The 21647-nt window shown below is 67.4% G+C and carries 22 protein-coding genes; 13 read left to right on the top strand and 9 right to left on the bottom strand.

Annotated features, from left to right (window positions below; genetic code table 11):
• The first annotated feature begins 108 nt into the window (after positions 1-108).
• The 7 genes from N5J29_RS03250 to N5J29_RS03220 all read left to right on the top strand — a co-directional run bounded on the left by N5J29_RS03250 (position 109) and on the right by N5J29_RS03220 (position 6821).
• On the top strand, positions 109-594 hold the full coding sequence (locus N5J29_RS03250; protein ID WP_053515557.1) for an Mpo1-like protein: 486 nt from the start codon (positions 109-111) through the stop codon (positions 592-594).
• Between the two features lie 319 nt (positions 595-913).
• Positions 914-3742: a monovalent cation/H+ antiporter subunit A gene (locus N5J29_RS03245; protein WP_164151956.1), complete on the top strand. Its 2829-nt coding sequence runs from the start codon at positions 914-916 to the stop codon at positions 3740-3742.
• On the top strand, positions 3742-4119 hold the full coding sequence (locus N5J29_RS03240; RefSeq protein ID WP_053515553.1) for a Na+/H+ antiporter subunit C: 378 nt from the start codon (positions 3742-3744) through the stop codon (positions 4117-4119). Before N5J29_RS03245 ends, N5J29_RS03240 begins: the two co-directional genes overlap by 1 nt.
• Entirely contained in the window at positions 4116-5651 is a 1536-nt protein-coding gene (locus N5J29_RS03235; RefSeq protein WP_053515551.1) for a monovalent cation/H+ antiporter subunit D, read from the top strand. Before N5J29_RS03240 ends, N5J29_RS03235 begins: the two co-directional genes overlap by 4 nt.
• Positions 5648-6154, top strand: coding sequence for a Na+/H+ antiporter subunit E (locus N5J29_RS03230; protein WP_164151955.1), 507 nt, complete (start codon positions 5648-5650; stop codon positions 6152-6154). The genes N5J29_RS03235 and N5J29_RS03230 overlap by 4 nt, the downstream gene beginning before the upstream one ends.
• A complete protein-coding gene (locus N5J29_RS03225; protein WP_053515548.1) occupies positions 6151-6435 on the top strand; it encodes a K+/H+ antiporter subunit F in 285 nt (94 codons plus the stop codon). The genes N5J29_RS03230 and N5J29_RS03225 overlap by 4 nt, the downstream gene beginning before the upstream one ends.
• Positions 6432-6821, top strand: a complete 390-nt coding sequence (locus tag N5J29_RS03220) for a Na+/H+ antiporter subunit G (RefSeq protein ID WP_053515546.1) — start codon at positions 6432-6434, stop codon at positions 6819-6821. Before N5J29_RS03225 ends, N5J29_RS03220 begins: the two co-directional genes overlap by 4 nt.
• A 64-nt stretch (positions 6822-6885) precedes the next feature.
• On the opposite strand, the gene N5J29_RS03215 is transcribed toward N5J29_RS03220, so the two are convergent.
• Together N5J29_RS03215 and N5J29_RS03210 are read right to left on the bottom strand one after the other, a co-directional pair.
• Positions 6886-7851 (bottom strand): sodium:calcium antiporter, encoded by a 966-nt coding sequence (locus N5J29_RS03215; protein WP_164151953.1) that lies wholly within the window; start codon positions 7849-7851, stop codon positions 6886-6888.
• 73 nt (positions 7852-7924) lie between these two features.
• A complete protein-coding gene (locus N5J29_RS03210; protein ID WP_053515542.1) occupies positions 7925-8581 on the bottom strand; it encodes a hypothetical protein in 657 nt (218 codons plus the stop codon).
• Positions 8582-8702: 121 nt separating this feature from the next.
• Here N5J29_RS03210 and N5J29_RS03205 point away from each other — a divergent pair, with 121 nt between their 5' ends.
• Positions 8703-9227: a hypothetical protein gene (locus tag N5J29_RS03205; RefSeq protein ID WP_164151951.1), complete on the top strand. Its 525-nt coding sequence runs from the start codon at positions 8703-8705 to the stop codon at positions 9225-9227.
• A gap of 3 nt (positions 9228-9230) precedes the next feature.
• Here the strand turns inward: N5J29_RS03205 and hmgA are convergent, their stop codons facing one another.
• Positions 9231-10529, bottom strand: a complete 1299-nt coding sequence (gene hmgA / locus N5J29_RS03200; protein WP_053515539.1) for a homogentisate 1,2-dioxygenase — start codon at positions 10527-10529, stop codon at positions 9231-9233.
• 83 nt (positions 10530-10612) lie between these two features.
• Positions 10613-11725 carry a 4-hydroxyphenylpyruvate dioxygenase gene (hppD, locus tag N5J29_RS03195; RefSeq protein ID WP_227255313.1) on the bottom strand — a complete coding sequence of 371 codons (1113 nt, stop codon included), beginning with the start codon at positions 11723-11725 and terminating at the stop codon, positions 10613-10615.
• 129 nt (positions 11726-11854) lie between these two features.
• Between hppD and N5J29_RS03190 the strand changes: the two genes are divergently transcribed.
• Complete coding sequence (locus N5J29_RS03190) at positions 11855-12349, top strand: MarR family transcriptional regulator (protein WP_065174367.1); 495 nt, start codon at positions 11855-11857, stop codon at positions 12347-12349.
• Positions 12350-12392: 43 nt separating this feature from the next.
• Here the strand turns inward: N5J29_RS03190 and N5J29_RS03185 are convergent, their stop codons facing one another.
• From N5J29_RS03185 to N5J29_RS03170, 4 genes are all read right to left on the bottom strand, one after another.
• Entirely contained in the window at positions 12393-13532 is a 1140-nt protein-coding gene (locus N5J29_RS03185) for a hypothetical protein (RefSeq protein WP_279924094.1), read from the bottom strand.
• A gap of 131 nt (positions 13533-13663) precedes the next feature.
• Complete coding sequence (locus tag N5J29_RS03180; protein ID WP_065174365.1) at positions 13664-14263, bottom strand: thioredoxin family protein; 600 nt, start codon at positions 14261-14263, stop codon at positions 13664-13666.
• A 16-nt stretch (positions 14264-14279) separates the two neighbouring features.
• Positions 14280-15779 carry an oligopeptide:H+ symporter gene (locus tag N5J29_RS03175; RefSeq protein WP_053519850.1) on the bottom strand — a complete coding sequence of 500 codons (1500 nt, stop codon included), beginning with the start codon at positions 15777-15779 and terminating at the stop codon, positions 14280-14282.
• 179 nt (positions 15780-15958) lie between these two features.
• Positions 15959-16834 (bottom strand): tryptophan 2,3-dioxygenase family protein, encoded by an 876-nt coding sequence (locus tag N5J29_RS03170; RefSeq protein WP_053519851.1) that lies wholly within the window; start codon positions 16832-16834, stop codon positions 15959-15961.
• Between the two features lie 335 nt (positions 16835-17169).
• Here N5J29_RS03170 and pdhA point away from each other — a divergent pair, with 335 nt between their 5' ends.
• From pdhA to N5J29_RS03150, 4 genes are read left to right on the top strand one after another with little or no spacing between them, the layout of a single operon-like run.
• Positions 17170-18252 carry a pyruvate dehydrogenase (acetyl-transferring) E1 component subunit alpha gene (gene pdhA, locus N5J29_RS03165; protein WP_053519852.1) on the top strand — a complete coding sequence of 361 codons (1083 nt, stop codon included), beginning with the start codon at positions 17170-17172 and terminating at the stop codon, positions 18250-18252.
• Entirely contained in the window at positions 18245-19312 is a 1068-nt protein-coding gene (locus tag N5J29_RS03160) for an alpha-ketoacid dehydrogenase subunit beta (RefSeq protein WP_053519853.1), read from the top strand. Before pdhA ends, N5J29_RS03160 begins: the two co-directional genes overlap by 8 nt.
• 1 nt (position 19313) lies before the next feature.
• Positions 19314-19667, top strand: a complete 354-nt coding sequence (locus tag N5J29_RS03155) for an SH3 domain-containing protein (protein ID WP_053519854.1) — start codon at positions 19314-19316, stop codon at positions 19665-19667.
• Positions 19664-21049, top strand: a complete 1386-nt coding sequence (locus tag N5J29_RS03150) for a dihydrolipoamide acetyltransferase family protein (RefSeq protein ID WP_053519855.1) — start codon at positions 19664-19666, stop codon at positions 21047-21049. Before N5J29_RS03155 ends, N5J29_RS03150 begins: the two co-directional genes overlap by 4 nt.
• 170 nt (positions 21050-21219) lie before the next feature.
• Here the strand turns inward: N5J29_RS03150 and N5J29_RS03145 are convergent, their stop codons facing one another.
• A complete protein-coding gene (locus N5J29_RS03145; protein ID WP_065174364.1) occupies positions 21220-21606 on the bottom strand; it encodes a VOC family protein in 387 nt (128 codons plus the stop codon).
• Between the last annotated feature and the right edge of the window lie 41 nt (positions 21607-21647).

Raw genomic sequence — 21647 nt, 5'->3', positions numbered from 1 at the left:
CCCCCGGTCGCAGCGACCGGGGGCGTCCTGCCCGGCAGCGCCCAGGGTGGCGCTGTGCGAAGGCGCCCGGGAGTATGCTGTCGGCCTCACCGGAGGAAGCGAAGAAGCATGCAGACCACCACCGAGCTCGCGCGGCCGATCGACCGCTACTTCGCCAGCTACTCCGACGATCACCGCAATACGATCAACCAGCGCATCCACGTGGTCGCGGTACCGGCCATCCTGTGGTCGGCCGTGGCCCTGCTGTGGTGCCTGCCCCCCCTGATCACCTGGTTCCAGTACGGCATCTGGTCGGCGTTCGCGATGTTCAGTGCCTGGTGCTTCTACAACAAGCTGTCGCGTCCGCTGGGCATCGGCATGCTCATCCAGTTCTTCGTGTTCGGCTGCCTGTGCCGCCTGCTGGAAGCCGAGATCGGCCTGCACAACCTGTTCTGGCTGGCGGTGACGGTGTTCGTCGTGGCCTGGATCGCGCAGTTCATCGGGCACAAGTTCGAGGGCCGCAAGCCCAGCTTCCTGACCGACCTGACTTACCTGCTGATCGGCCCGGCCTGGGTGATGGCCAAGCTCTATCGCAGGCTCGACTGGCGCTACTGACACGCCTCCGGGCGAGCGTCACCCTCGCTTCCTGAACGGGCGGGTTTCCTCACCTGCGGTCCACTGCCGGCCTGCCAGCCTGCACGCTCAGCCCTTTGCCTGAGCGCCTGTCGCAGCGGCAGCCCCTGTGCGACAGGGCCTGCGGTCGCCGTGCGCGGGCGTAGGGTGCAGCCCCTGCCGGCACCGCGGAGCAGATGCTGCACTGCAAAAAAATGAATCAGCGAACGTTACAGGCAATTGATCGCCGTTCGATGGCTTTCGGCGACATTTCGCAGCCTGTTATCCTCACTGACCTGCTCGTGAATCATGGATTCCCTGCATGCTCCCCAGCCTGCCTCTGCTGCTGGCCCTGCCGTTCCTGATGGCAGCGGCTGTTGCGGCCTTCCCCCGTAGTTCGCGCTCGACTGCTGCCTGGCTGGCGGCGCTGGCGCCGTTGGGCGGCTTGGCCATTCTCGGCTGGCTGACCCCGGCGGTGCTCGACGGCCAGATCGTCCGCACCCTGCTGCCCTGGCTGCCGCAGATCGGCCTGGACTTCCATCTGCGGCTGGACGGCCTGGCCTGGATGTTTGCCGGCCTGGTGCTGGGCATCGGCGCACTGGTGGTGCTGTACGCGCGCTATTACCTCAGTGCGCAGGACAACGCCCACCGCTTCTACTGCTACCTGCTGCTGTTCATGGGCGCCATGCTCGGCATGGTGCTGTCGGGCAACCTGCTGTTGCTGATGATCTTCTGGGAAATGACCAGCATCAGCTCGTTCCTGCTGATCGGCTTCTGGTCGCATCGCCAGGACGCGCGCGAGGGCGCACGCATGGCGCTGGTGATCACCGGCGGCGGCGGGCTGGCCCTGCTCGGTGGCGTGCTGCTGATCGGGCGCATCGTCGGCAGCTTCGACCTGGATGTGGTGCTGGCGGCCGGTGAACAGATCCGCGCCAGCGCGCTGTATCCCTATGCCCTGTTCCTGGTGCTGGCCGGCATCTTCACCAAGAGCGCCCAGTTCCCGTTCCATTTCTGGTTGCCGCATGCGATGGCGGCACCGACACCGGTCTCGGCCTACCTGCACTCGGCCACCATGGTCAAAGCAGGCGTGTTCCTGCTGGCGCGCCTGCATCCGGTACTGGCCGGCAGTGACCTGTTCTTCTATACGGTGAGCGGCATCGGCGCGCTGACCCTGCTGATCGGCGCCTGGAACGCGATCTTCCAGCACGACCTGAAAGGGCTGCTGGCGTATTCAACGATCTCCCACCTGGGCCTGATCACCCTGCTGTTCGGCCTGTCCACGCCGATGGCGGTGGTCGCCGGCGTGTTCCACATCCTCAACCACGCCACCTTCAAGGCCTCGCTGTTCATGGCCGCCGGCATCATCGACCATGAGACCGGCACCCGCGACATGCGCAAGCTGGGCGGACTGCGGAAACTGATGCCCTTCACCAGCGCACTGGCGATCATCGCCTCGCTGGCCATGGCCGGCATTCCGCTGCTCAACGGCTTCCTGTCCAAGGAAATGCTGTTCGCCGAGGCGATCAGCGCCGGCGGCACCGAGACCATGCGCATGGCGGTGTCGATCGCGGCGTTGCTGGCCGGCGTGTTCGGCGTGGCCTACAGCCTGCGCTTCGTGCACGACACCTTCTTCGGCCCCGGCCCGCACGGGCTGGACCGCGTTCCCCATGAACCGCCGCGCTGGATGAAGGTACCGGTGGAACTGCTGGTGGTGGTCTGCGTGGCAGTCGGCATCGCGCCCGCGCTGACGGTGGCGCCGGTCCTGCATGCCGCTGCCGCCTCCATCCTCGGCAGCGCCATGCCCGAGTACAGCCTGTCGGTATGGCATGGCTTCAACCTGCCGCTGGCGATGAGCGCGATCGGCGTGGTGGGCGGTATCGCCCTGTACTTTGGCCTGCGCAAGCTGATCAACCTGCACGCCGTGACCAATACCACCACCGGCCGCAACGTGTTCCATGCGCAGCTGGATGCGGTTTCCGCACTGGCCATGCGCCTGACCAACGGCATTGCCAACGGCAGCCTGCAGCGGATGCTGCTGGGCCTGGTGCTGGTCGCGATCGTGGTGGCCGCCGCGCCGTTCGTGGCGAACCCGGCGTCCCCGAACTGGACCGCGCCGCAGCCGATTCCACTGCTGGGCTGGGCGTTGTGGCCGGTGATGATGGGCTGCGCGATCGCCACGCTGCGTGTGTACAAGCAGCGCCTGCTGGCGGTGCTGCTGGTGGGCGGCGTCGGCCTGATGGTGGCGCTGACCTTCGTGTTCCTGTCGGCACCGGATCTGGCACTGACCCAGCTGCTGGTGGAGATGGTGACCCTGGTCCTGATGCTGCTGGGGATGAACTATCTGCCCGCGCAGTCCGGACCGGAGCGGCCGCGCTGGCGCAAGCGCCGCGACGCGCTGATCGCGGTCATCGCCGGTTCCGGTCTCGGCGCGCTGGCCTATACCGCGATGACCCTGCCGCCGAACACCATGGCCGGTGAGCTGGTGGCGCGTGCCCTGCCCGAAGCGTATGGCCAGAACGTGGTCAACGTGATCCTGGTCGACTTCCGCGGCTTTGATACCTTCGGCGAGATCACCGTGTTCGGCATCGCCGCGCTGGTGGTGCACGCGCTGCTGCGCCGCACGCGGATGGCCCCGGAGCAGATCATGCCCGGGCCGCCGATCAAGCTGCCGGTACCGGCCGACCTGGCGCAGATCATGTTCCCGCTGACGCTGACGGTCTCCATCTTCCTGTTCCTGCGCGGTCACAACGCCCCGGGCGGCGGGTTCATCGCCGGCCTGGTACTGGCGGTGCCGCTGCTGATCCAGTACGTGATCCAGGGTACGGCATCGGTGGAGTCGCGCTTCGGCTTCGACTACATCCGGTGCATCGGTACCGGCCTGCTGATCGCCCTGCTCAGTGGCAGTGCTTCGATGCTGTTCGGCGTGCCGTTCCTGACCAGCGGGCACCTCGACCTGCACCTGCCGCTGATCGGCGACGTGCCGCTGGCCAGCGCGATCGGCTTCGACATCGGCGTGTACCTGGTGGTGTTCGGTGGCGCCATGCTGATGCTGTCGATGATGGGCACGGTCAAGCCCTCTCGAACCCGCACCGCCCGCAAGGGCGAGATCGATCTGCAACGCCGTTCGGCCCGCACCGGGGAGATGCACTGATGGAACTGGCCCTGGCCACCGCGATCGGCGTGCTGACCGCCATCGGCGTGTACCTGCTGCTGCGGGCGCGCAGCTTCGACGTGATCCTTGGCATGACCTTCCTGTCCTACGCCACCAACCTGCTGATCTTTGCCGGTGGGCGCCTGGTGCAGGGCAAGGCACCGGTGCTGCAGGAAGGCGTCGAAAGCCACCTGGGCAACTACACCGACCCGTTGCCACAGGCGCTGGTACTGACGGCCATCGTGATCGCCTTCGCGATGACCGCAGTGAGCATCGTGCTGGCCATGCGCAGCCGCAGCGACAACCACAGCGACCACGTGGACGCGCACGAGCCCGATGACGATGCGCCGCCGCGCCAGGGCGAGGACCGCGCATGAACCATCTGGTGATCCTGCCGATCCTGGTTCCCCTGCTCGGCGCCGCACTGTCACTGTTCGTCGAGCATCGCCGCTATGGTCCGAAGGTACAGCGGACCGTGGCCTGGACGGCACTGGCGGCCCTGGCCGTGGTGGTCGGGCTGCTGTTCGCCGATACGGCAGGCGGTGACATCCGCGTCTACCTGCTGGGTGACTGGCCCTCGCGCCTGGGCATCGCGCTGGTGGCCGACCGGCTGTCGGCGTGGATGCTGCTGACCACCCTGCTGCTGGCCATCCCCTGCCTGCTGCATGCCTGCTCGGGCTGGGACCGGCGCGCGCCGCACTTCCATGCGCTGTTCCAGTTCCAGCTGGTCGGCCTCAACGGTGCGTTCCTCACCGGCGACATCTTCAACCTGTTCGTGTTCTTCGAGGTGATGCTGATCGCTTCCTACGGCCTGCTGCTGAGCGGCGGCCGTGGCCTGCGCATGCGCATCGGCCTGCACTACGTGGTGTTCAATGTCACCGCATCGACGCTGTTCCTGATCGCACTCGGCCTGCTGTACGCCTCGCTCGGCTCGTTGAACATGGCGGAGCTGTCGCAGCGCATCGCCGAGGTTCCGCCGGCACAGCTGACCCTGGTGAAGGCCACGATGGGCCTGCTGCTGCTGGTGTTCTGCGCCAAGGCCGCGCTGATGCCGCTGTACCTTTGGCTGCCCGAATCGTACGCGCGCGCACCTGCTGCGGTCGCTGCGCTGTTTGCGATCATGACCAAGGTCGGCCTGTACGCCGTGCTGCGCGTGCAGATGCTGTGGTTCGGCGAGGACGCCGGCGCGATGGCCGGATACGGACGCGACTGGCTGCTGTGGGCCGGCGTGGCCACGCTGGTACTGGGCGGCCTGGGCGCGCTGGCCGCCGCGCGCCTGCGCGTGCTGATCTCCTACCTGGTGATCGTCTCGGCCGCGACCCTGTTCATTGCCTTCTCGGTGGGCACGCCGAAGGTGCTCTCCGCCGGTCTGTACTATCTGCCACACAGCAGTTTCGTCGCTGCCGCGCTGTTCCTGGTGGCCGACCTGATCCGGCGCCGACGCGGCGGTGCCAGCGACCGCAAGGAAGTGATCGCACCGATGCCGGGCAAGGAAACGCCGGCGGTACTGTTCCTGATCGGCGCCGTGTCGGTCGCCGGACTTCCGCCGCTGTCGGGCTTCCTGGCCAAGGCCGCCCTGCTGGCCGGGATGCCGGCGCAGTACACCGGCGCGGTATGGACGGCCGTGCTGGTCAGCAGCCTGCTGGTCATCATGGGCCTGACCCGAGGGGGCATCCGCCTGTTCTGGCGCGTGCCGCTGCCCGAGCCGGACGCGCCGCCGCCCCGCAAGGCCAAGCTGCGCAGGGTCGAGCTGTTCGCTGCCTGCATCCTGCTGGCCTACGGCATCGGCATGACCCTGGCCGCCGCCCCGCTGATGCGCCATACCGACGCCACCGCCGCCCAGCTGCTGCAGCCGGGCGAGTACGTGCAGCAGTTGCGCGCGACCACACCGGAGATCCGCCAGCCATGACCGCGCAACGCCCCCTTTTCCGCCGCCTGGTACCGTCGCCCGCACTGAGCATGATGGTGGTGGCGTTCTGGCTGCTGATGTCCGACAGCTTCAACCTTGGCCAGATCGTGCTGGGCCTTGTGCTGGGCGTGGTCGTGCCGCTGTTCGCCGCGCGCCTGGACCGCGAGTTCGCCCGCATCGGCACGTTGCGCCCGGTACCGAAGCTGCTGTGCGTCACCCTGTGGGACATCCTGATGTCCAACATCCGGGTGGCCCTGCAGGTGCTCGGCCCGGAGAAGAACATCCATCCGGGCTTCATCTGGCTGCCGCTGGACATCGCCAACATCCACGGCATCGCCGCGCTGACCAGCATGATCACCCTGACCCCGGGTACGGTGTCGGCGGCACTCAGCGACGACCGCAGGTTCCTGCTGGTGCACGTGCTGCACCTGGAGGATCCACAGGCGCTGATCGACACGATCAAGCAACGTTACGAAGCCCCGTTGATGGAGATCTTCCCATGACCGGTTTTGAAGTCATCCAGACCACCCTGGTGGTATGCATGCACGTGGTCGGACTGGCCATGCTGCTGGCGACCTGGCGCCTGCTGCGCGGCCCGAGCGTGCCTGACCGCATCCTCGCCCTGGACACACTTTCAGTGACTGCCATCGCCGAACTGATGCTGTTCGGCATGTACCTCAACTCGCCGATCTACTTCGAGGCCGCACTGGTGATCGCCATGCTCGGCTTCGGCAGCACCGTGGTGCTGAGCAAGTTCGTGCTGCGCCGGGACATCGTCGAATGATCACCGCGATCCAGATCGGCCTGTCGGTCCTGCTGCTGTTCGGCTGCTTCTTCATCCTGGTCGGTGCGCTGGGCCTGGTGAAGCTGTCGACCTTCTTCAAGCGGCTGCATGCGCCGACCAAGGCCAGCACGCTGGGCGTGGGCTGCGTGCTGGTGTGTTCGGTCTGCTACCACATCTTCCTCGGCCAGGATCCGCAGCCGCGCGAGCTGCTGATCACCGTCTTCCTGTTCATCACCGCGCCGATCAGCGCGCACATGATGGCCAAGGCCGCGTTGTCGCTGCTGATGGAAACCCGTCCTACCCTGCCAGGCAACGAACGGGCTGCCGAAGAGCAGCTGCCGCCGCCGGAGCCGGCGCGGAAAGAAGAGCAGAGCCCGACACGCTGATCACACGACTCCCCGCATTCACTCAGGGCGGGGATCTGCTGCCGAGCCGTGCATGGGCTCGGCGCTACAGTGCCGGTGCACCCACCAGCAGCAGTTCCAATACGAACCAGCCGACGAACGCCACCAGCAGGATCACGCCTTCGCCACGGCTGATCTTCAGGTCGCCACGCAGCATCGGATACAGCACCAGGGCAAAAGCCAGCAGCGCGGGCAGTTCCAGGCGCACGAACGATGCCGGCAGGGCCAGCGGCTGCAGCGCCGCCATCGCGCCGATCACCAGCAGCAGATTGACCGCGCTGGAGCCGAGCACGTGGCCCAGCACCATGTCGCCATGGCCACGCCGCGCGGCGGCGATGGCGGTGGCCACCTCCGGCAAGGCCGTGCCGATCGCAAGCGGCAGCAGGCCGACCAGCAGCGGCGTCCATCCAAGTGCGACGCCGAAGTCGGCCGCCGCGCCAACGACCAGCCGCGCCCCCCAGTAAAGGGCCACCACAGCCACCAGCACACGCAGCATATTCAACGGCAGGCTGGTGCGGCTCAGCGCCGATCGTGCGATGGCCGCCTGCACATCGGCGGTCTCACTGCGGCCACGGCGCATCAGCACGGCCTGCATGACGACGAAGCCGGCCAGCAGCACGACACCTTCCCAGCGCGCGAGGCGGCCATCCAGCCCGAACAGGATCAACAGAACGCCGGCCCCCAGCAGCGACCACCAGAGCACGGCCTGCAGGCGCGCGCGCAGCAGCAACGGGGCCGCGATCGCCGCGATCGCCAGGGTCAGGCCCAGGTTGGCGATGCTGCTGCCCACCGCGTTGCCCAGCGCCAGTTCCGGCTGGCCCACGGCCAGCGCGCGGGCGTTGACCACCAGCTCCGGCATCGACGTCGCCACGCCGAGCAGCAGCAGACCCGCCGTGAACGGGCGGGCACCGAAGCGCTGGGCCAGGCCGGAAACGGCCTTGACGATGGAGTCTCCGCCGAGCCCCAGCAGCAGCAGGCCAAGCAGAAACCAGGCGATGGCAATGGCGATCATCGAGCACTCCCCCAGCGGTCGTCGCGCGATTCTACGCTTGGCCCGGCCGCGAGGCTGGGCGCTGCATCAAGGATCAGCCACAACCTTCGGTGTAATCGACCTGCGGGGTCTGGCCGACCCGCCACGCGCTGACCCGGCCGTCGGGCCCCAGGGCGAAATCGATCACCGCCGCACCTTCCTGCGCCGGACGCACGCGCAGGTGCTGGGCCTTGTCGTCGTACTTGTCGGGACCGACATCGGCACGCTCCGGATACAGCACCTGCAACTCGCCCAGGGTCATGCCGACCCTGCCGCCGCCCGGCGCGGTGATGGCGGCGCTGCGCACGTCATAGCGGACCAGCTTGCGGCCTTCGATCATCAGGCGTGGGTCATCGGCCTGCTGCGGACGCAGGAAATAGCAGTCCTCGTTGCCGTCGTCGGCCGGCAATGGCCTGCCTGCCGCATCGCTGCCCAGCCCCTGCAGCGGCGCGCCGAAGCCGCTGCGCACCTCGGCGATGCCCGCACCCAGCGCCACCCCGCCGAAACCGTCCAAGCGCGCGGGGCTGTCGGCGCGGGCATCGTTGGCCGGCCGTGACGCCAGGTCCGGATCGGCCGATTGCGCCGGGCCGGTGGCACTGGCGGTCTCGGCCGGCGAGTCGCTGCCGCTGCCGGCCGCTCCCTGTTTGTCCGAACCACCGCCACAGGCGGTCAGGGACAGCAGCATCAGGCCAGCCAATGGCAGCAGCTTCATCGGTGTCGCTCCAGGAGGGATGGGCGGACGCTACCGCAGGCCGCGTGCAGGCGCTGCATTGTCATCGCTGTTTCATCGCCTTCGTTCAGGCTCGGCGTGCACCGTCCTGGCTGTCCCATCCATGCAACCGCGCAAGACCGATCTCGCCCGAACCGCGCTGCAGGCGCACCGCGCGCCGCTGGACATGCGCCAGCGGCGGTTGCTGATCCTGTGCGATGGCCAGCGCAGCGTCACCGAGCTGAGCGGGCTGATGGGCCAGGAGACGCCGGCCATGTTGATCCAGCTGATCCATGCCGGCTATCTGGAAGCCGACGCCCCTCCTCCCGCAGTGGCGGCATCCGGGCCCACCCCTGCACGGCCGCAGGCACCCGCGACCGCGGCCACGCCGATCGAACGGCGTCGCTCGCTGGTCGCCTCACGGATCTATGTGCTGGGTATCCTGGAGCTGCAGCGGCATCCACAGGCAGCGGCGCTGTTCCGCGACCTGCAGCAGGCACGTGCGCAGACCGATGTGCTGCAGGTGCTGCACTCGGCGTTGCAGGTACTGCCCACGCTGACCTCCGAAGGCTACTGCGAACGCGTACGGCAGCGGCTGCTGGAAGTCCTGCCGCTGGAGCACTGCGACGCCTTCACCGATGCCGCATGAGGCTCATCGGAAGTTGTTGCGCAACCCTGCCCAGCACTGCTGGTAATCGGCCTGCCGGTGCCCGGCATCAAGCGCTTGGGCGGTCGGGCGGATCACCGCGCGGGTCTCGAACATGAAGGCCATGGTGTCCTTGACCACGTCAGGCTTGGACAGATCGGCACTGGAGGCCCTGTCGAAGGTCGGTGCATCCGGTCCGTGGCCGCTCATGCAGTTGTGCAGGGAGGCGCCGCCCGGCACGAAGCCTTCGGCCTTGGCATCGTAGGCACCGTGCACCAGGCCCATGAACTCGCTGGCGATGTTGCGGTGGAACCACGGTGGTCGGAAGGTGTTCTGCGCCACCAGCCAGCGCGGCGGGAAGATGGCGAAATCCATGTTGCTGGTCCCTGCTGTGTCGCTGGGCGAATGCAGTACCAGGAAGATCGACGGGTCCGGGTGGTCGTAGCTGATCGAACCGAGGGTGTTGAAGCGGCGCAGATCGTAGCGGTACGGCGCGTAATTGCCGTGCCAGGCGACCACGTCCAGCGGCGAATGGTCGATCGGCGCGCGCCACAGGCGTCCTTCGAACTTGGCGATCAGTTCGAACTCACCGTCGAGGTCCTCGAAGGCCGCATGCGGGGTTTCAAAGTCGCGCGGATTGGCCAGGCCGTTGGCGCCGATCGGCCCCAGATCGGGCAGCTTCAGCAGGGCGCCGTAGTTCTCGCAGATGTAGCCCCGGCTCGGGCCATCAGGCAGCTCGACGCGGAAGCGCACGCCACGCGGAATCACCGCGATCTGCTGCGGTTCGATCTCGATCACGCCCAGCTCGGTCAGCAGGCGCAGGCCACCCAGCTGGGGCACGATCAGCAGTTCGCCGTCGGCATCGTAGAAGTAGCGGCCAACCATGTCCCGGTTCGCGGCATACAGATGAATGCCGACGCCGGCGTGGGCATCCGGCGAACCATTGCCTCCCATGGTGTACAGCCCTTCGACGAAGTCGGTGGGCAGTTCCGGCAGCGGCAGCGGGCTCCAGCGCAGCTGGTTCGGCGAGGCCGGCTGCGAGCCGAAATCGCACTGCAGGCGCGATTGCGCGAACGGGGTGAACTCACCATGGGTCACCGCCGGGCGGATCCGGTACAGCCAGCTGCGCCGGTTGCTGCCGCGCGGCGCGGTGAAGGCGGTGCCGGACAGCTGCTCGGCATACAGGCCATGGGCCACCTTCTGCGGCGAGTTCTGCCCGACCGGCAGCGCGCCGGCCACGGCTTCGGTGGCGAATTCGTTGCCGAAACCGGACTGGTAGCCACGGGCGGTGATGGAGGTGGACATGGGGGCTCCTGGAACGGCAAGGCCGGAACGGAAAGCCGCCGGGCATGGCCCGGCGCTACCGCTGAGGGTGCAGGTCTGAAACGTTACAGCACGCCGCGGCGGATCTGGTCGCGCTCGATGCTCTCGAACAGCGCAGTGAAGTTGCCTTCGCCGAAACCTTCATTGCCCTTGCGCTGGATGATCTCGAAGAAGATCGGGCCGATACAGTTCTGGGTGAAGATCTGCAGCAGCTTGCGCTGGTGGGTTTCCGGATCGGCGTCGATCAGGATCTTGTTCTTCGCCAGGCGCGGCACGTCCTCGCCATGGTTCGGCACGCGCTGGTCGATCACGTCGAAGTAGGTGTCCGGCGTGTCGAGGAAATCCACACCCTGCGCACGCATCGCCTCGACGGTCTCGTAGATGTTCTCGGTGAAGCAGGCGATGTGCTGGATGCCCTCGCCCTTGTAGGCGTCCAGGTATTCGTTGATCTGGCTCTTCGGATCGGACGATTCGTTGAGCGGAATGCGCACGATGCCGTCCGGCGCGGTCATGGCCTTGGACACCAGGCCGGTCTTCAGGCCCTTGATGTCGAAGTAGCGGATCTCGCGGAAGTTGAACAGCCGCTCGTAGTAGTCCGACCACTGCTGCATGTTGCCGAAGTACAGGTTGTGGGTCAGGTGGTCGATGAAGGTCAGGCCGAAGCCCACCGGATGCTGATCGACGCCGGCGATCGGCTCGTAGTCGCCGTCGTAGATGCTGCCGGCGCTGCCATAGCGGTCGACCAGGTACAGCATGCAGTCACCGATGCCCTTGATGACCGGCGCGCCGACCGCCTTGCTGTCCGGCTTGAAGCCGATGGCCTCGGCACCGTTGCCCAGCGCGGTCTGGTAGACCTCCTGGCCCGGCTTCTTGAAGCGGATGGCGAAGCCGCAGGCGCACGGACCATGCTTTTCGGCGAAGTCGGCAGCGAACGAATCCGGGTCTTCATTGACCAGGAAGTTGACGTCGCCCTGGCGATAGACGGTAATCGGACGCTGCTTGTGCCTGAGCACCGCCGTGAAGCCCATCCTGCGGAAGTAGTCGTGCAGCTCCTGGCCGCGGCCGGCCGGGGCAGCAAACTCGACGAACTCGAAACCATCGATGCCCATCGGGTTCTCGAAGGTGGTGACTTGCATGCCCGGATTGGGATGCGAGGAGGGCTGGACTGCGGTATTCATGGCGGGGCTCCGAATCGGTACCGCATCGGTACAAACCAGGTGCGGGCAGGTAACGACCCGGCGAGAATGCAGGGTCTGGACCCAACCCTTATAGTTACACTTGAAACCACCAGCAAGGTGCACCGCAACATGAGCCCCGCCGATCCCGCTTCGACACGCCTGCGTGCATCGCACGTCCTGCTCGACCTGGAACAGTTCCTGCCCTACCGGCTGAGCGTGCTGTCCAACCGGGTCAGCGGCAACATCGCCAAGCTGTACGGTGATCGCTACGGTCTGGCCATTCCGGAATGGCGGGTCATCACCATCCTGGCGCTGTATCCCGGGTCGTCGGCCAGCGAGGTCTCCGACCGCACGGCGATGGACAAGGTGGCGGTCAGCCGCGCGGTGGCGCGCCTGCTCGAGCGTGGCTTCATCAAGCGCGAGACCCATGGCGACGACCGTCGCCGCTCGGTCCTGGCCCTGTCGGCAGCGGGCTTCGAGGTGTACGAGACCATCGCGCCGCTGGTGATCGAGATTACCCGCAAGCTGATGTCGGTGCTGAGCGAGGAGGAGGAACAGCTGCTGGAGACGCTGATCCTGCGCCTGGCGGGCGATGGCCTGGAACGGATGGGCGAAGGCGTCTGAGGCGTGCCGCCGGGGCTCGGCCCCGGTCTCAGGACAGCACGGTTCAGCTCAGGTGCTTGCGCCGCGCATGGATCCACGGCACTGCGAGTGCACCGATCGCGCCACCGGCAAAGCCCAGCGACGCGGCAACCGTGGCCGCTTCGACCGCCCCCGGCAGAGCCAGCGCGGCAGCCACCAGCAGCAGCGACGGCACGCCGAGGAAGGTGCCGAGGAAGAAATGCCAGCGCGGCGACCACGTGTTGAGCTGCAGCAGGCTGACCGGTTGCCATGCTTCGCCGGCTGCGTCTTCGGCCATCTTCGCCACCACCTTGCCCAGATCCACCTCGGGCAGCGCGCGTCCCTGGCGCGCGGTCGCGAGCGCCTCGGCAACGGCGTCCACGGGCGGGAACGCGGACGGCCATGGCACCGGTGCGGGCACCCCGTACGCCGTCAACAGCGGCACGCTCAGCCATGGCGCGACCAGTGGACGCATGCGACGGCGAGCGTGCACGCACCAGACCTGCGACTGGCCATGCGCGACCACGCTGTACAGCGCCAGCTCGGTGGCCGCCGGATAGCCCAGCATGGTCACCCGCGCGGCCAGGCTGTCCTGCCCCACGGCACGCAGGAAGCCCGCGCGGCTGCGCCCCTCCTGCATCCACGCCACGCCCAGCGCCCCGACCAGAAAGGCTTCGGCCACGTCCCTGCCGCCCGCAGTGGCGCGTTCGTCACTGGCCAGGTACCACGCCAGCGACTTCGGTTCGGCCACATCCGGCAGGCCCCAACGGCTGTCGTCGCCCAGCACATGACGCACCGGCAGGCGTGCGGCCGCGGTCTCGCCACGTTCTCCCGGCTGCAGGAACGGCAGCACGCCCTGGATGAAGTTGGACAGCTCGATGGCGCGTACGCCGTTGCCCTGCCATTCCGGCGGCAGCAGGCCGGCCAGCTGGCCCTGCGACGCCAGCGCATCGAGTCGCGATTTCTGTTCCACCAGCGTCTGCACCGCGCCCTTCAGCACGACGTTGTCAGGCAGTGCGATCTGCGGCAGGCGATGGTGCGGCGGGGCCGCTTCGGGGGCACTGTCGCCGATGCCGACGTCATCCAGCAGTGCGTCCTGTGCCGGCAGGGTCACGCCCTCGCCAGCACCACCCTCGCCCAGGCTGCTGGCAGGATCGGGCAATCGTTCGGCGTGGTCGCTGTGCATGGGCGTTCCGGTAGGGTGCGTCGACGTCGGGTCGACCGGGAGCCTTGCCGGTAACGGCGTGCGTGCGATGAAATTGAGGCGGCGATGCTGGGAATGTGACGGCGCGCGCATCCGCCGGGCATGGCCCGGCGCTACCGATCAGGCGCCCACTGCTTGAGGAAGGCCATCACCTGCGCCGGCAGGTAGGTCTCGCCCCTGCGCATTGCCGCCGTTGCCTGCGGTGCCAGCAGGGTGCCGTCGGCATCGAGCACCAGCAGGTAGGGGTAGTCGCGGCCCATCTCCGGGAACTGGCCGAGGAAAGCGCTGTTGGGCTTCTCGTCGCTCTCGTTGACCTTCACCCACACGTAGTGGGCATCGCGGAAACGGCGCAGGTCGCCATCCCCCTCCACGATCTGGTCCAGCGCATGACAGCGGTCGCAGCCGGCGTTGCCGACCTCGAGGATGATGCGCTTCTTGCCACGCTGGGCTTCCACCTTGGCGGTGGCCAGATCGTCGGCGGGGTCGCGGGCCGGGTCGAACTGTGCACTGAGCCCGGCGATGGCGGCGATATCCGCCGCCACCGGGGTGTTGCCCGAGGCCACCGGTTCGCTGGGGTCAGCGACCGGTGGCTCGGTGGGACGGGTATCCAGTGGCTGCGTCGGCCCGGTGGCGGCGGGTGGCGGGGGTTGCGAACACGCGCCGATCAGCGCCGCACAGACCATCCCCATCGCACCACCGAGCTTCCTACGCATGCCAGCTACCCTCTCATCACTTGACGCCGTGCATCAGCTTGTTGATCAGCGGGGCGATCAGGAACAGCACCACGCCGGAACCGATCAGGGCCCAGAAGCCGAAGGTATACCCCTTCAGTGCCGAATCGATCGTCATGCCGCCTTCACCACTGACGGCGCCGGCGAAGATGCCCGACAGGTTGTTGCCGATGCCGGTGGACAGGAACCAGCCCCCCATGCCGAAGCCGACCAGGCGGACCGGGGCCAGCTTGGTCACCATCGACAGGCCGATCGGCGACAGGCACAGCTCACCGACGGACTGGATGACGTAGACCATGAACAGGGTCCAGAACGGGATCTTGCCGTCCACGACCATCTGCGACAGGGCAAACATCAGCAGGGCGAAGGCCGCGCCGTTGAACAGCAGGCCCAGGCCGAACTTGCGCGGGATGGACGGATTGGCGCGACCCAGGGCCACCCAGATCCAGGCGATCAGCGGCGCCAGGGTGATGATGGCCACCGAGTTCACCGACTGGAACCACGCGGTCGGGAAGGTCCAGTTGCCGAAGTCACGGTTGACGATGTTCTCGGCCAGGAAGGTGAACGAGCTGCCGGCCTGTTCGAAGAACATCCAGAACATGACGTTGAACGCGAAGATGATCAGCATGGCGATCACGCGGTCGCGCTGCACCTTGCCCTCGCGGATGCCTTCGACCAGCAGCAGCACGGCCAGCGCAGCGAACATCACGCCCAGGATCCAGGCCAGCGCGGTGGCGCCGGTCGCCAGCAGGAAGTAGGCGACCGGGATGGCCACCAGCGCGCCTACCAGCACCATCACGATGCGACCGAAGCCTTCGGCACCGGCCGGCGGTGCGCCGATGCCCTTCAGGCCGGCCCGGCCGATGTAGAACCACACCAGCGAGATCAGCATGCCCACGCCGGAGGCGATGAACACGACCTTGTACGACGGCATTTCCGAAGTGCCGAACACCTTGCGGGCCAGGTACTCGGTCAGCACCGGGGCGATCATCGCGCCGATGTTGATGCCCATGTAGAAGATGGTGAAGCCCGAATCGCGGCGCTCGTCCTTCAGGCCATACAGCTTGCCGACCATGGTGGAGATGTTCGGCTTGAACAGGCCGTTGCCCACGATGATCGTGGCCAGGCCGAGCTTGAACAGATGCTCTTCCGGCAGCGAGATCATGAACAGGCCGGCCGCCATGATGATCGCGCCGGTCAGGATCGAGCGCTGGTAGCCCAGCACCCGGTCGGCCACGTAGCCGCCGAAGATCGCCGCCGCGTACACCAGCGCCAGGTAGGCACCGTAGATGCGGCTGGCATCGCCCTCGCCGGCGGCGTTGCCGTTGTAGAACTGGGCGACGATGTACAGCACCAAGGCCCAGCGGATGCCGTAGAACGCAAAGCGTTCCCAGAACTCGGTCATGAACAGCATCCACAGCGGGCGCGGGTGGCCCAGCGTGGTCTTGAAGTCCGGCAGCGCCGGCTCCGGGGTGTTCGCAGTGGCGTTTACGCTCATGCGGGATTCCTGGTTCGGTGGATGACGAGCACGTCCGATGTGCAATGGAGCAACGCGCGAGGATCACCGACTTGTGGCGTTCACGTCAAATACACGCAGTTTGAGGCAGGTGCCCGCCTGCTCGCTGAACTTGCATCTGAAACGATCCAGCCGCCGGCCGGGATCCGGATGAATGGGGATCAGCCCAGCTCCGGCGGGGGCGCGGCCTGCAGCGTGGTCCGCACCTGGAACAGCTCGGGGAAGAAGGTCAGCTCCAGCGCCTGGCGCAGGAAGCCGACCCCGGACGAGCCTCCGGTACCACGCTTGAAGCCGATCACCCGCATAACCGTACGCATGTGGCGGAACCGCCAGAGCTGGAAGGCCGTCTCCAGGTCCACCAGGTCCTCGCACAGCGAATACTCGCGCCAGTAGCGGTCGGTGTCCTGGTAGATGCGCTCGAAGACCGGCTGCAGGGCGTCGTCGGCCACATGCGGCTGGGTCCAGTCGTGGGTCTCGTACATCGCCGGCACGGCGTGGCCGAAGCGGGCCAGGTACTTCAGGAATTCCTCGTACAGGCTGGGTGCCTCCAGCACGCTCCGCAGCTGCGCCTGCCCGGCCGGATCATGCTCGAACACCTGCAGCATCTGCGCGTTCTTGTTGCCCAGCAGGAACTCGATGTAGCGGTACTGCAGCGACTGGAATCCCGAGGAAGGCCCCAGCACGTCGCGGAAGCCCATGTATTCGGACGGGGTCAGGGTTTCCAGCACCGACCACTGCTCGGTGAGCTGGCGCAGCACCTGCTTGCTGCGGGCCAGCACCTTGCGGCACTGCCAGACTTCATCGCGCTGCAGGAAGCCGATGGCCGCGCCAAGCTCGTGCCCCAGCAGCTTCAACCACAGCTCCGACGTCTGGTGCTGGATGATGAAGAGCATCTCGTCATGGTGCGGCGGGTTGGACAGCGGCTGCTGGGCACTGAGCAGCTGGTCCAGCCGCAGGTAGCCGCCGTAGGTCAGCCGGCCGTGCAGGTCGGTGTGGATGCCGGCTTCGAGATCGCGTTGGTTGTTGTCGACGGACATGAGCGGGACCAGATCGGGGGCGGCAAGGGTAGCGCGTTGCCGCCGCGCTGGCAGCCGGAGGGTCCATACCGGGCCGTGCGGTGGGCCGTGGATCACCCGGCAATGGCGGGCCCGCGCGTGGAACCGTTTGCGACGTTGCGCCGGCAGTCAGCCGGAGGCGTATTCGGATGCTATGCAGCAACGACTGAATACGTTGTTGTTATTGGCCCTCCACCCGCCGGCAGGGGTACAACGGGGAATCGCCGTGTTGCGCCGCAGGAAGGCTATTTCGTACGCGTTCCTTAACATGGCGATTCATATCATTTGTAACTTCTCTGTCGAAGGTGCAGTACGCGATGACGGTTGCCGCTGAATTCAAGATCGAATACCTGCAGTATCTGGATGCGGACGGCACGCTCGTCCGCGACGACCTGCCCGAATCCCTGAAGGATCCGCGCGTCCTGGTGCCGCTGTTCAAGCAGATGCTGTACGTCCGCACGTTCGACAGCAAATCCATCGCCCTGCAGCGCACCGGCAAGCTGGGTACCTATGCCGCCTGCCTGGGTCACGAGGCGGCGCACGTGGGCATCGGCGCCGGCATGCGCGAAGGCGACGTGCTCGGCCCGAGCTACCGCGAGTACGGCGCGATGTTCATGCGTGGCGTGCGCCCGTACGACGTGCTGATGTACTGGGGCGGCGACGAGCGCGGCAACGACTTCACCGGCAATGCGGTGAAGGACTTCCCGTTCTGCGTGCCGATTTCCACGCAGTGCCTGCACGCTGCGGGCGCCGCGCTGAAGTTCAAGCTCAACAACGAGCAGCAGGTCGCGGTGGCGGTGTGTGGCGATGGCGGCAGCTCGAAGACCGACTTCTATGCCGCGCTGAACTCTGCCGGTGCCTACAAGCTGCCGCTGATCCTGTGCATCGTCAACAACGGCTGGGCCATCTCGGTGCCACGCTCGGCGCAGACCGGTGCCGAAACGCTGGCACAGAAGGGCCTGGCCGGCGGCCTGCACTGCCTGCAGGTGGACGGCAACGATCTGATCGCGGTGCTGGCGGCGATGGAACAGGCGCGCGAGCGCGGCCTCGCCGGCGAAGGCGGCACCGTGCTGGAACTGATGACCTACCGCCTGTCCGACCACACCACCGCCGACGACGCGCGCCGCTACCGCGACGACGCCGAAGTGAAGGATGCCTGGACCCGTGAGCCGATGCTGCGCCTGCGCAAGTACCTCACCGCCCAGGGCGTGTGGAGCGAGGACGAAGAAAAGGCCTGGGTGGAGCAGTGCGGCGCCAGGGTCGACGAGGAAGTGAACCAGTACCTCAATACCCCGGTGCAGCCGGTCGAGGCGATGTTCGACTACCTGTATGCCGATCCGCCGCCGGATCTTCTGGCCCAGCGCGCGGCCGCCATTGCCCTGGAGCAGCGCCATGGATGACATCAAGACGGGCGCTTCCGCTTCCCAGGCCAATGCCGCCGACAGCGCTGCTGTCGCCGGTGGAGACATCGCAATGACCGCTACCCCCATCACCCTGATCGAAGCCATCACCCAGGCGCTGGCCTGGGAGCTGGAACACGACCCGTCGGTGCTGGTGCTGGGCGAGGACGTGGGCGTCAACGGCGGCGTGTTCCGCGCCACCGCCGGCCTGCAGCAGCGCTTCGGTGCGCAGCGCATCCTCGACACCCCGCTGGATGAAACGACCATCGCCGGCCTCACCGTCGGCCTGGCCGCGCAGGGCATGAAGCCGGTGGCCGAAGCCCAGTTCGATGGCTTCGTCTACCCGATGGTCGACCACATCATCTGCCACGCCGCGCGCCTGCGCACCCGTACCCGTGGCCGCCTGCACTGCCCGATGGTGCTGCGCGTGCCGTGGGGCGGTGGCATCCGTGCGCCGGAACACCACAGCGAAGCCAACGAATCGATCTTCACCAACGTGCCGGGCCTGCGCGTGGTGCTGCCGTCCAGCCCGCAGCGCGCCTATGGCCTGCTGCTGGCCGCCATGCGCGATCCCGATCCGGTGATCTACATGGAGCCCAAGCGCATCTACCGCCAGTACAAGGAAGTGGTCGTCAACGACGGCGAAGCCCTGCCGCTGGACGTGTGCTTCGTGCTGCGCGACGGCACCGACGTGACCCTGGTCGCCTGGGGTGCGCAGGTGAAGGAAGCGCTGGAAGCGGCCGACAAGCTGGCTGGCGAGGGCATCAGTGCCGAAGTCATCGACGTGGCCACGCTGCGTCCGCTGGACTTCGCCACCATCGCCGAGTCGGTGTCCAAGACCGGCCGCTGCGTGATCGTGCAGGAGGCCCCGAAGACCGCGGGCTTCGGTGCGGAAATCGCCGCGCGCCTGGCCGAGGAATCGATGTACGACCTGCTGGCCCCGGTCGAGCGCGTTACCGGCTACGACACCCACATTCCGCTGTTCCGCCTGGAGATGAAGTACCTGCCGAGCGTGGACCGGATCGTGACCGCGGCCAAGCGCGCGGTGGCGGCAGGCTGACATGCGGGCCCGCCTCCTTGGGGCTTACCGCAGCCAGTATCCCAACCCGCTCCGGTTCCGCACCGGCCAGATCGTCGAAGTAGGCGTACGTGACGAGGAATGGCCGGCGTTTGCCTGGGTACGCACCAGCGATGGACGCGCCGGCTGGGCGCCCGTCGCCTGGCTGCAACTGCTGGACGACGGTCGCGCCGAAGCCCTGCGCGATTACGACGCCCGCGAGCTGGATGTGGAAAGCGGCGAGATGGTCAAGCTGCATCACGAACACGGCGGATGGTGGTGGTCCGAGCGCGCCAATGGTGCGACGGGCTGGCTGCCGGCCCGCGAACTGGAACTGCTGGAAGAGAACTGCAAATGAGCCAGACCAAGAATTTCAACCTGCCCGACCTGGGCGAAGGCCTGCCGGACGCGACCATCGTCGAGTGGTTCGTGAAGGAAGGCGATGTGATCAAGCTGGACGAGCCGCTGGTGTCGATGGAGACCGCCAAGGCCGTGGTGGAAGTGCCGTCGCCGGTCTCCGGCAAGGTGCTGAAGCTGTCCGGTGCGGCCGGTGACATCATTCCGACCGGCTCGGTGCTGGCCAGCTTCGAGATCGACCCGAACCTGCCGCAGCGTGCCGATGGCCAGGACACCGGCCACAGCCACGGCCATGCGCCGGCACCGGCTGCGGCCGCAGCACCGACCCCGCCGCCGCTGCCGACTCCGGCACCGGCCGCCGCCGAGGACGCCAAGGCCGAGCGCGATGACGCCGGCACGGTGGTCGGCGCGATGCAGAGCTCCAATGCCGTGCACACCGAACAGGCGCTGGCCGTCGGTGGCGTCAAGGCCGTACCGGCGGTGCGTGCGATGGCCCGCAAGCTGGGCGTCGACCTGAGCCGCGTGCGCGCCACCGGCAGCGATGGCGCGGTGACCATGGCCGACGTCAAGCAGGCCGCCGCCAACGGCACCGCCAAGCTCGGCGCCGCGCCGGCCCCGGCTGCCGCTGCGGCCTATGCCGCGCCGGCCCCGGCGCAGGTGTCTGCGCCGGTACAGAACGAAACCCGCACCCCCTTGTCTGCGGCGGGCAAGCCGATGCGCACGCAACCGCCGGGCGTGGTCGCCAAGGGCCAGCCGGAACCGCTGAAGGGCGTGCGCCGCAACATGGCGCGGGTGATGGCCGATGCGCACAGCAAGGTCGTACCGACCACGCTCAACGACGACGCCGACATCCATGCCTGGCTGCCCGGCAACGACGTCACCGCCCGCCTGGTGCGTGCCATCGTGGTTGCCGCGCAGAAGGTGCCGGCGATGAACGCCTGGTTCGATGGCGAAGCGCTGACCCGCACCCTGCACGCGCAGGTGGACATCGGCATCGCCGTGGACACCGACGACGGCCTGTTCGTGCCGGCCCTGCGCAACGCCGACATGCTGGATGCCCGTGGCATCCGCGAGGGCGTGAACCGCCTGCGCGAGCAGGTGGAAGCGCGCTCGATCGCGGCCTCGGAACTGAGTGGCTACACCATCTCGCTGTCCAACTTCGGCATGTTCGCCGGCCGCTACGCGACCCCGGTCGTGGTGCCGCCGTGCGTGGCCATCGTCGGTGCCGGCCGTGCCCGCCATCAGATGACCCCGGTGATGGGCGGCGTGGAAGCGCACAAGGTCATCCCGCTGTCGGTCACCTTCGACCACCGCGCAGCCACCGGCGGCGAAGCTGCCCGCTTCCTGCGCGCGATGATGGACGACTTGGCCCTGGCCAGCTGATCGACCACCACCTCTGAAACACAGAAGACGCCGGGCAGTGCCCGGCGTTTTTTTGTGCGCGCTCTACGGCAGAGCCGAGCCCATGCTCGGCAGCTTCCTGCTGGTCAACCGAAGGTGGGCGGAACCACATCCGGGAACAGCGGAACCGGCAGGTACCGGCTCCCCTCATTTCAACCGCGCGCGGGCAGGCCCTCGGCGCGGCTGTACACACGCAGGCGGTGCCCATCCGGATCAACACCCACGAAGGTATGCCCGAATTCCAGGGTGACCGGGGCCTGCACGATCTGCACGCCGAGTGCGCGCCACGCGTCGTGCATCTGCTGTACAGCCTCCGGGTTGGCGACCACCATCGCCAGTTCCGCGGCGCCGGCCTGCGTGGACACCGGCGGCTGCACGTCATCGCGCTGCCACAGGCCGAGCGCGGCGCCGTCGCCGAGCAGGAACAGGGCAAAGCCGGGCGACTGCTCGACGGGGGGCGTGCCGAGGATGCCGCTGTAGAAGGCGGCGCTGGCAGCGACATCGCTTGCGTACTGCAGCAGGGTGCTGGGCCTGAACATGGGGACGCTCCGTTGTTGGGAGCCTTCATGGTGGTACCGCC

This window comes from Stenotrophomonas sp. GD03680 (genome assembly GCF_029844625.1).
Taxonomy (GTDB): Bacteria; Pseudomonadota; Gammaproteobacteria; order Xanthomonadales; family Xanthomonadaceae; genus Stenotrophomonas; species Stenotrophomonas maltophilia_P.
The sequence above is the reverse complement of the archived record's forward strand: the minus strand, read 5'-3'. Positions and strand labels throughout refer to the sequence as shown.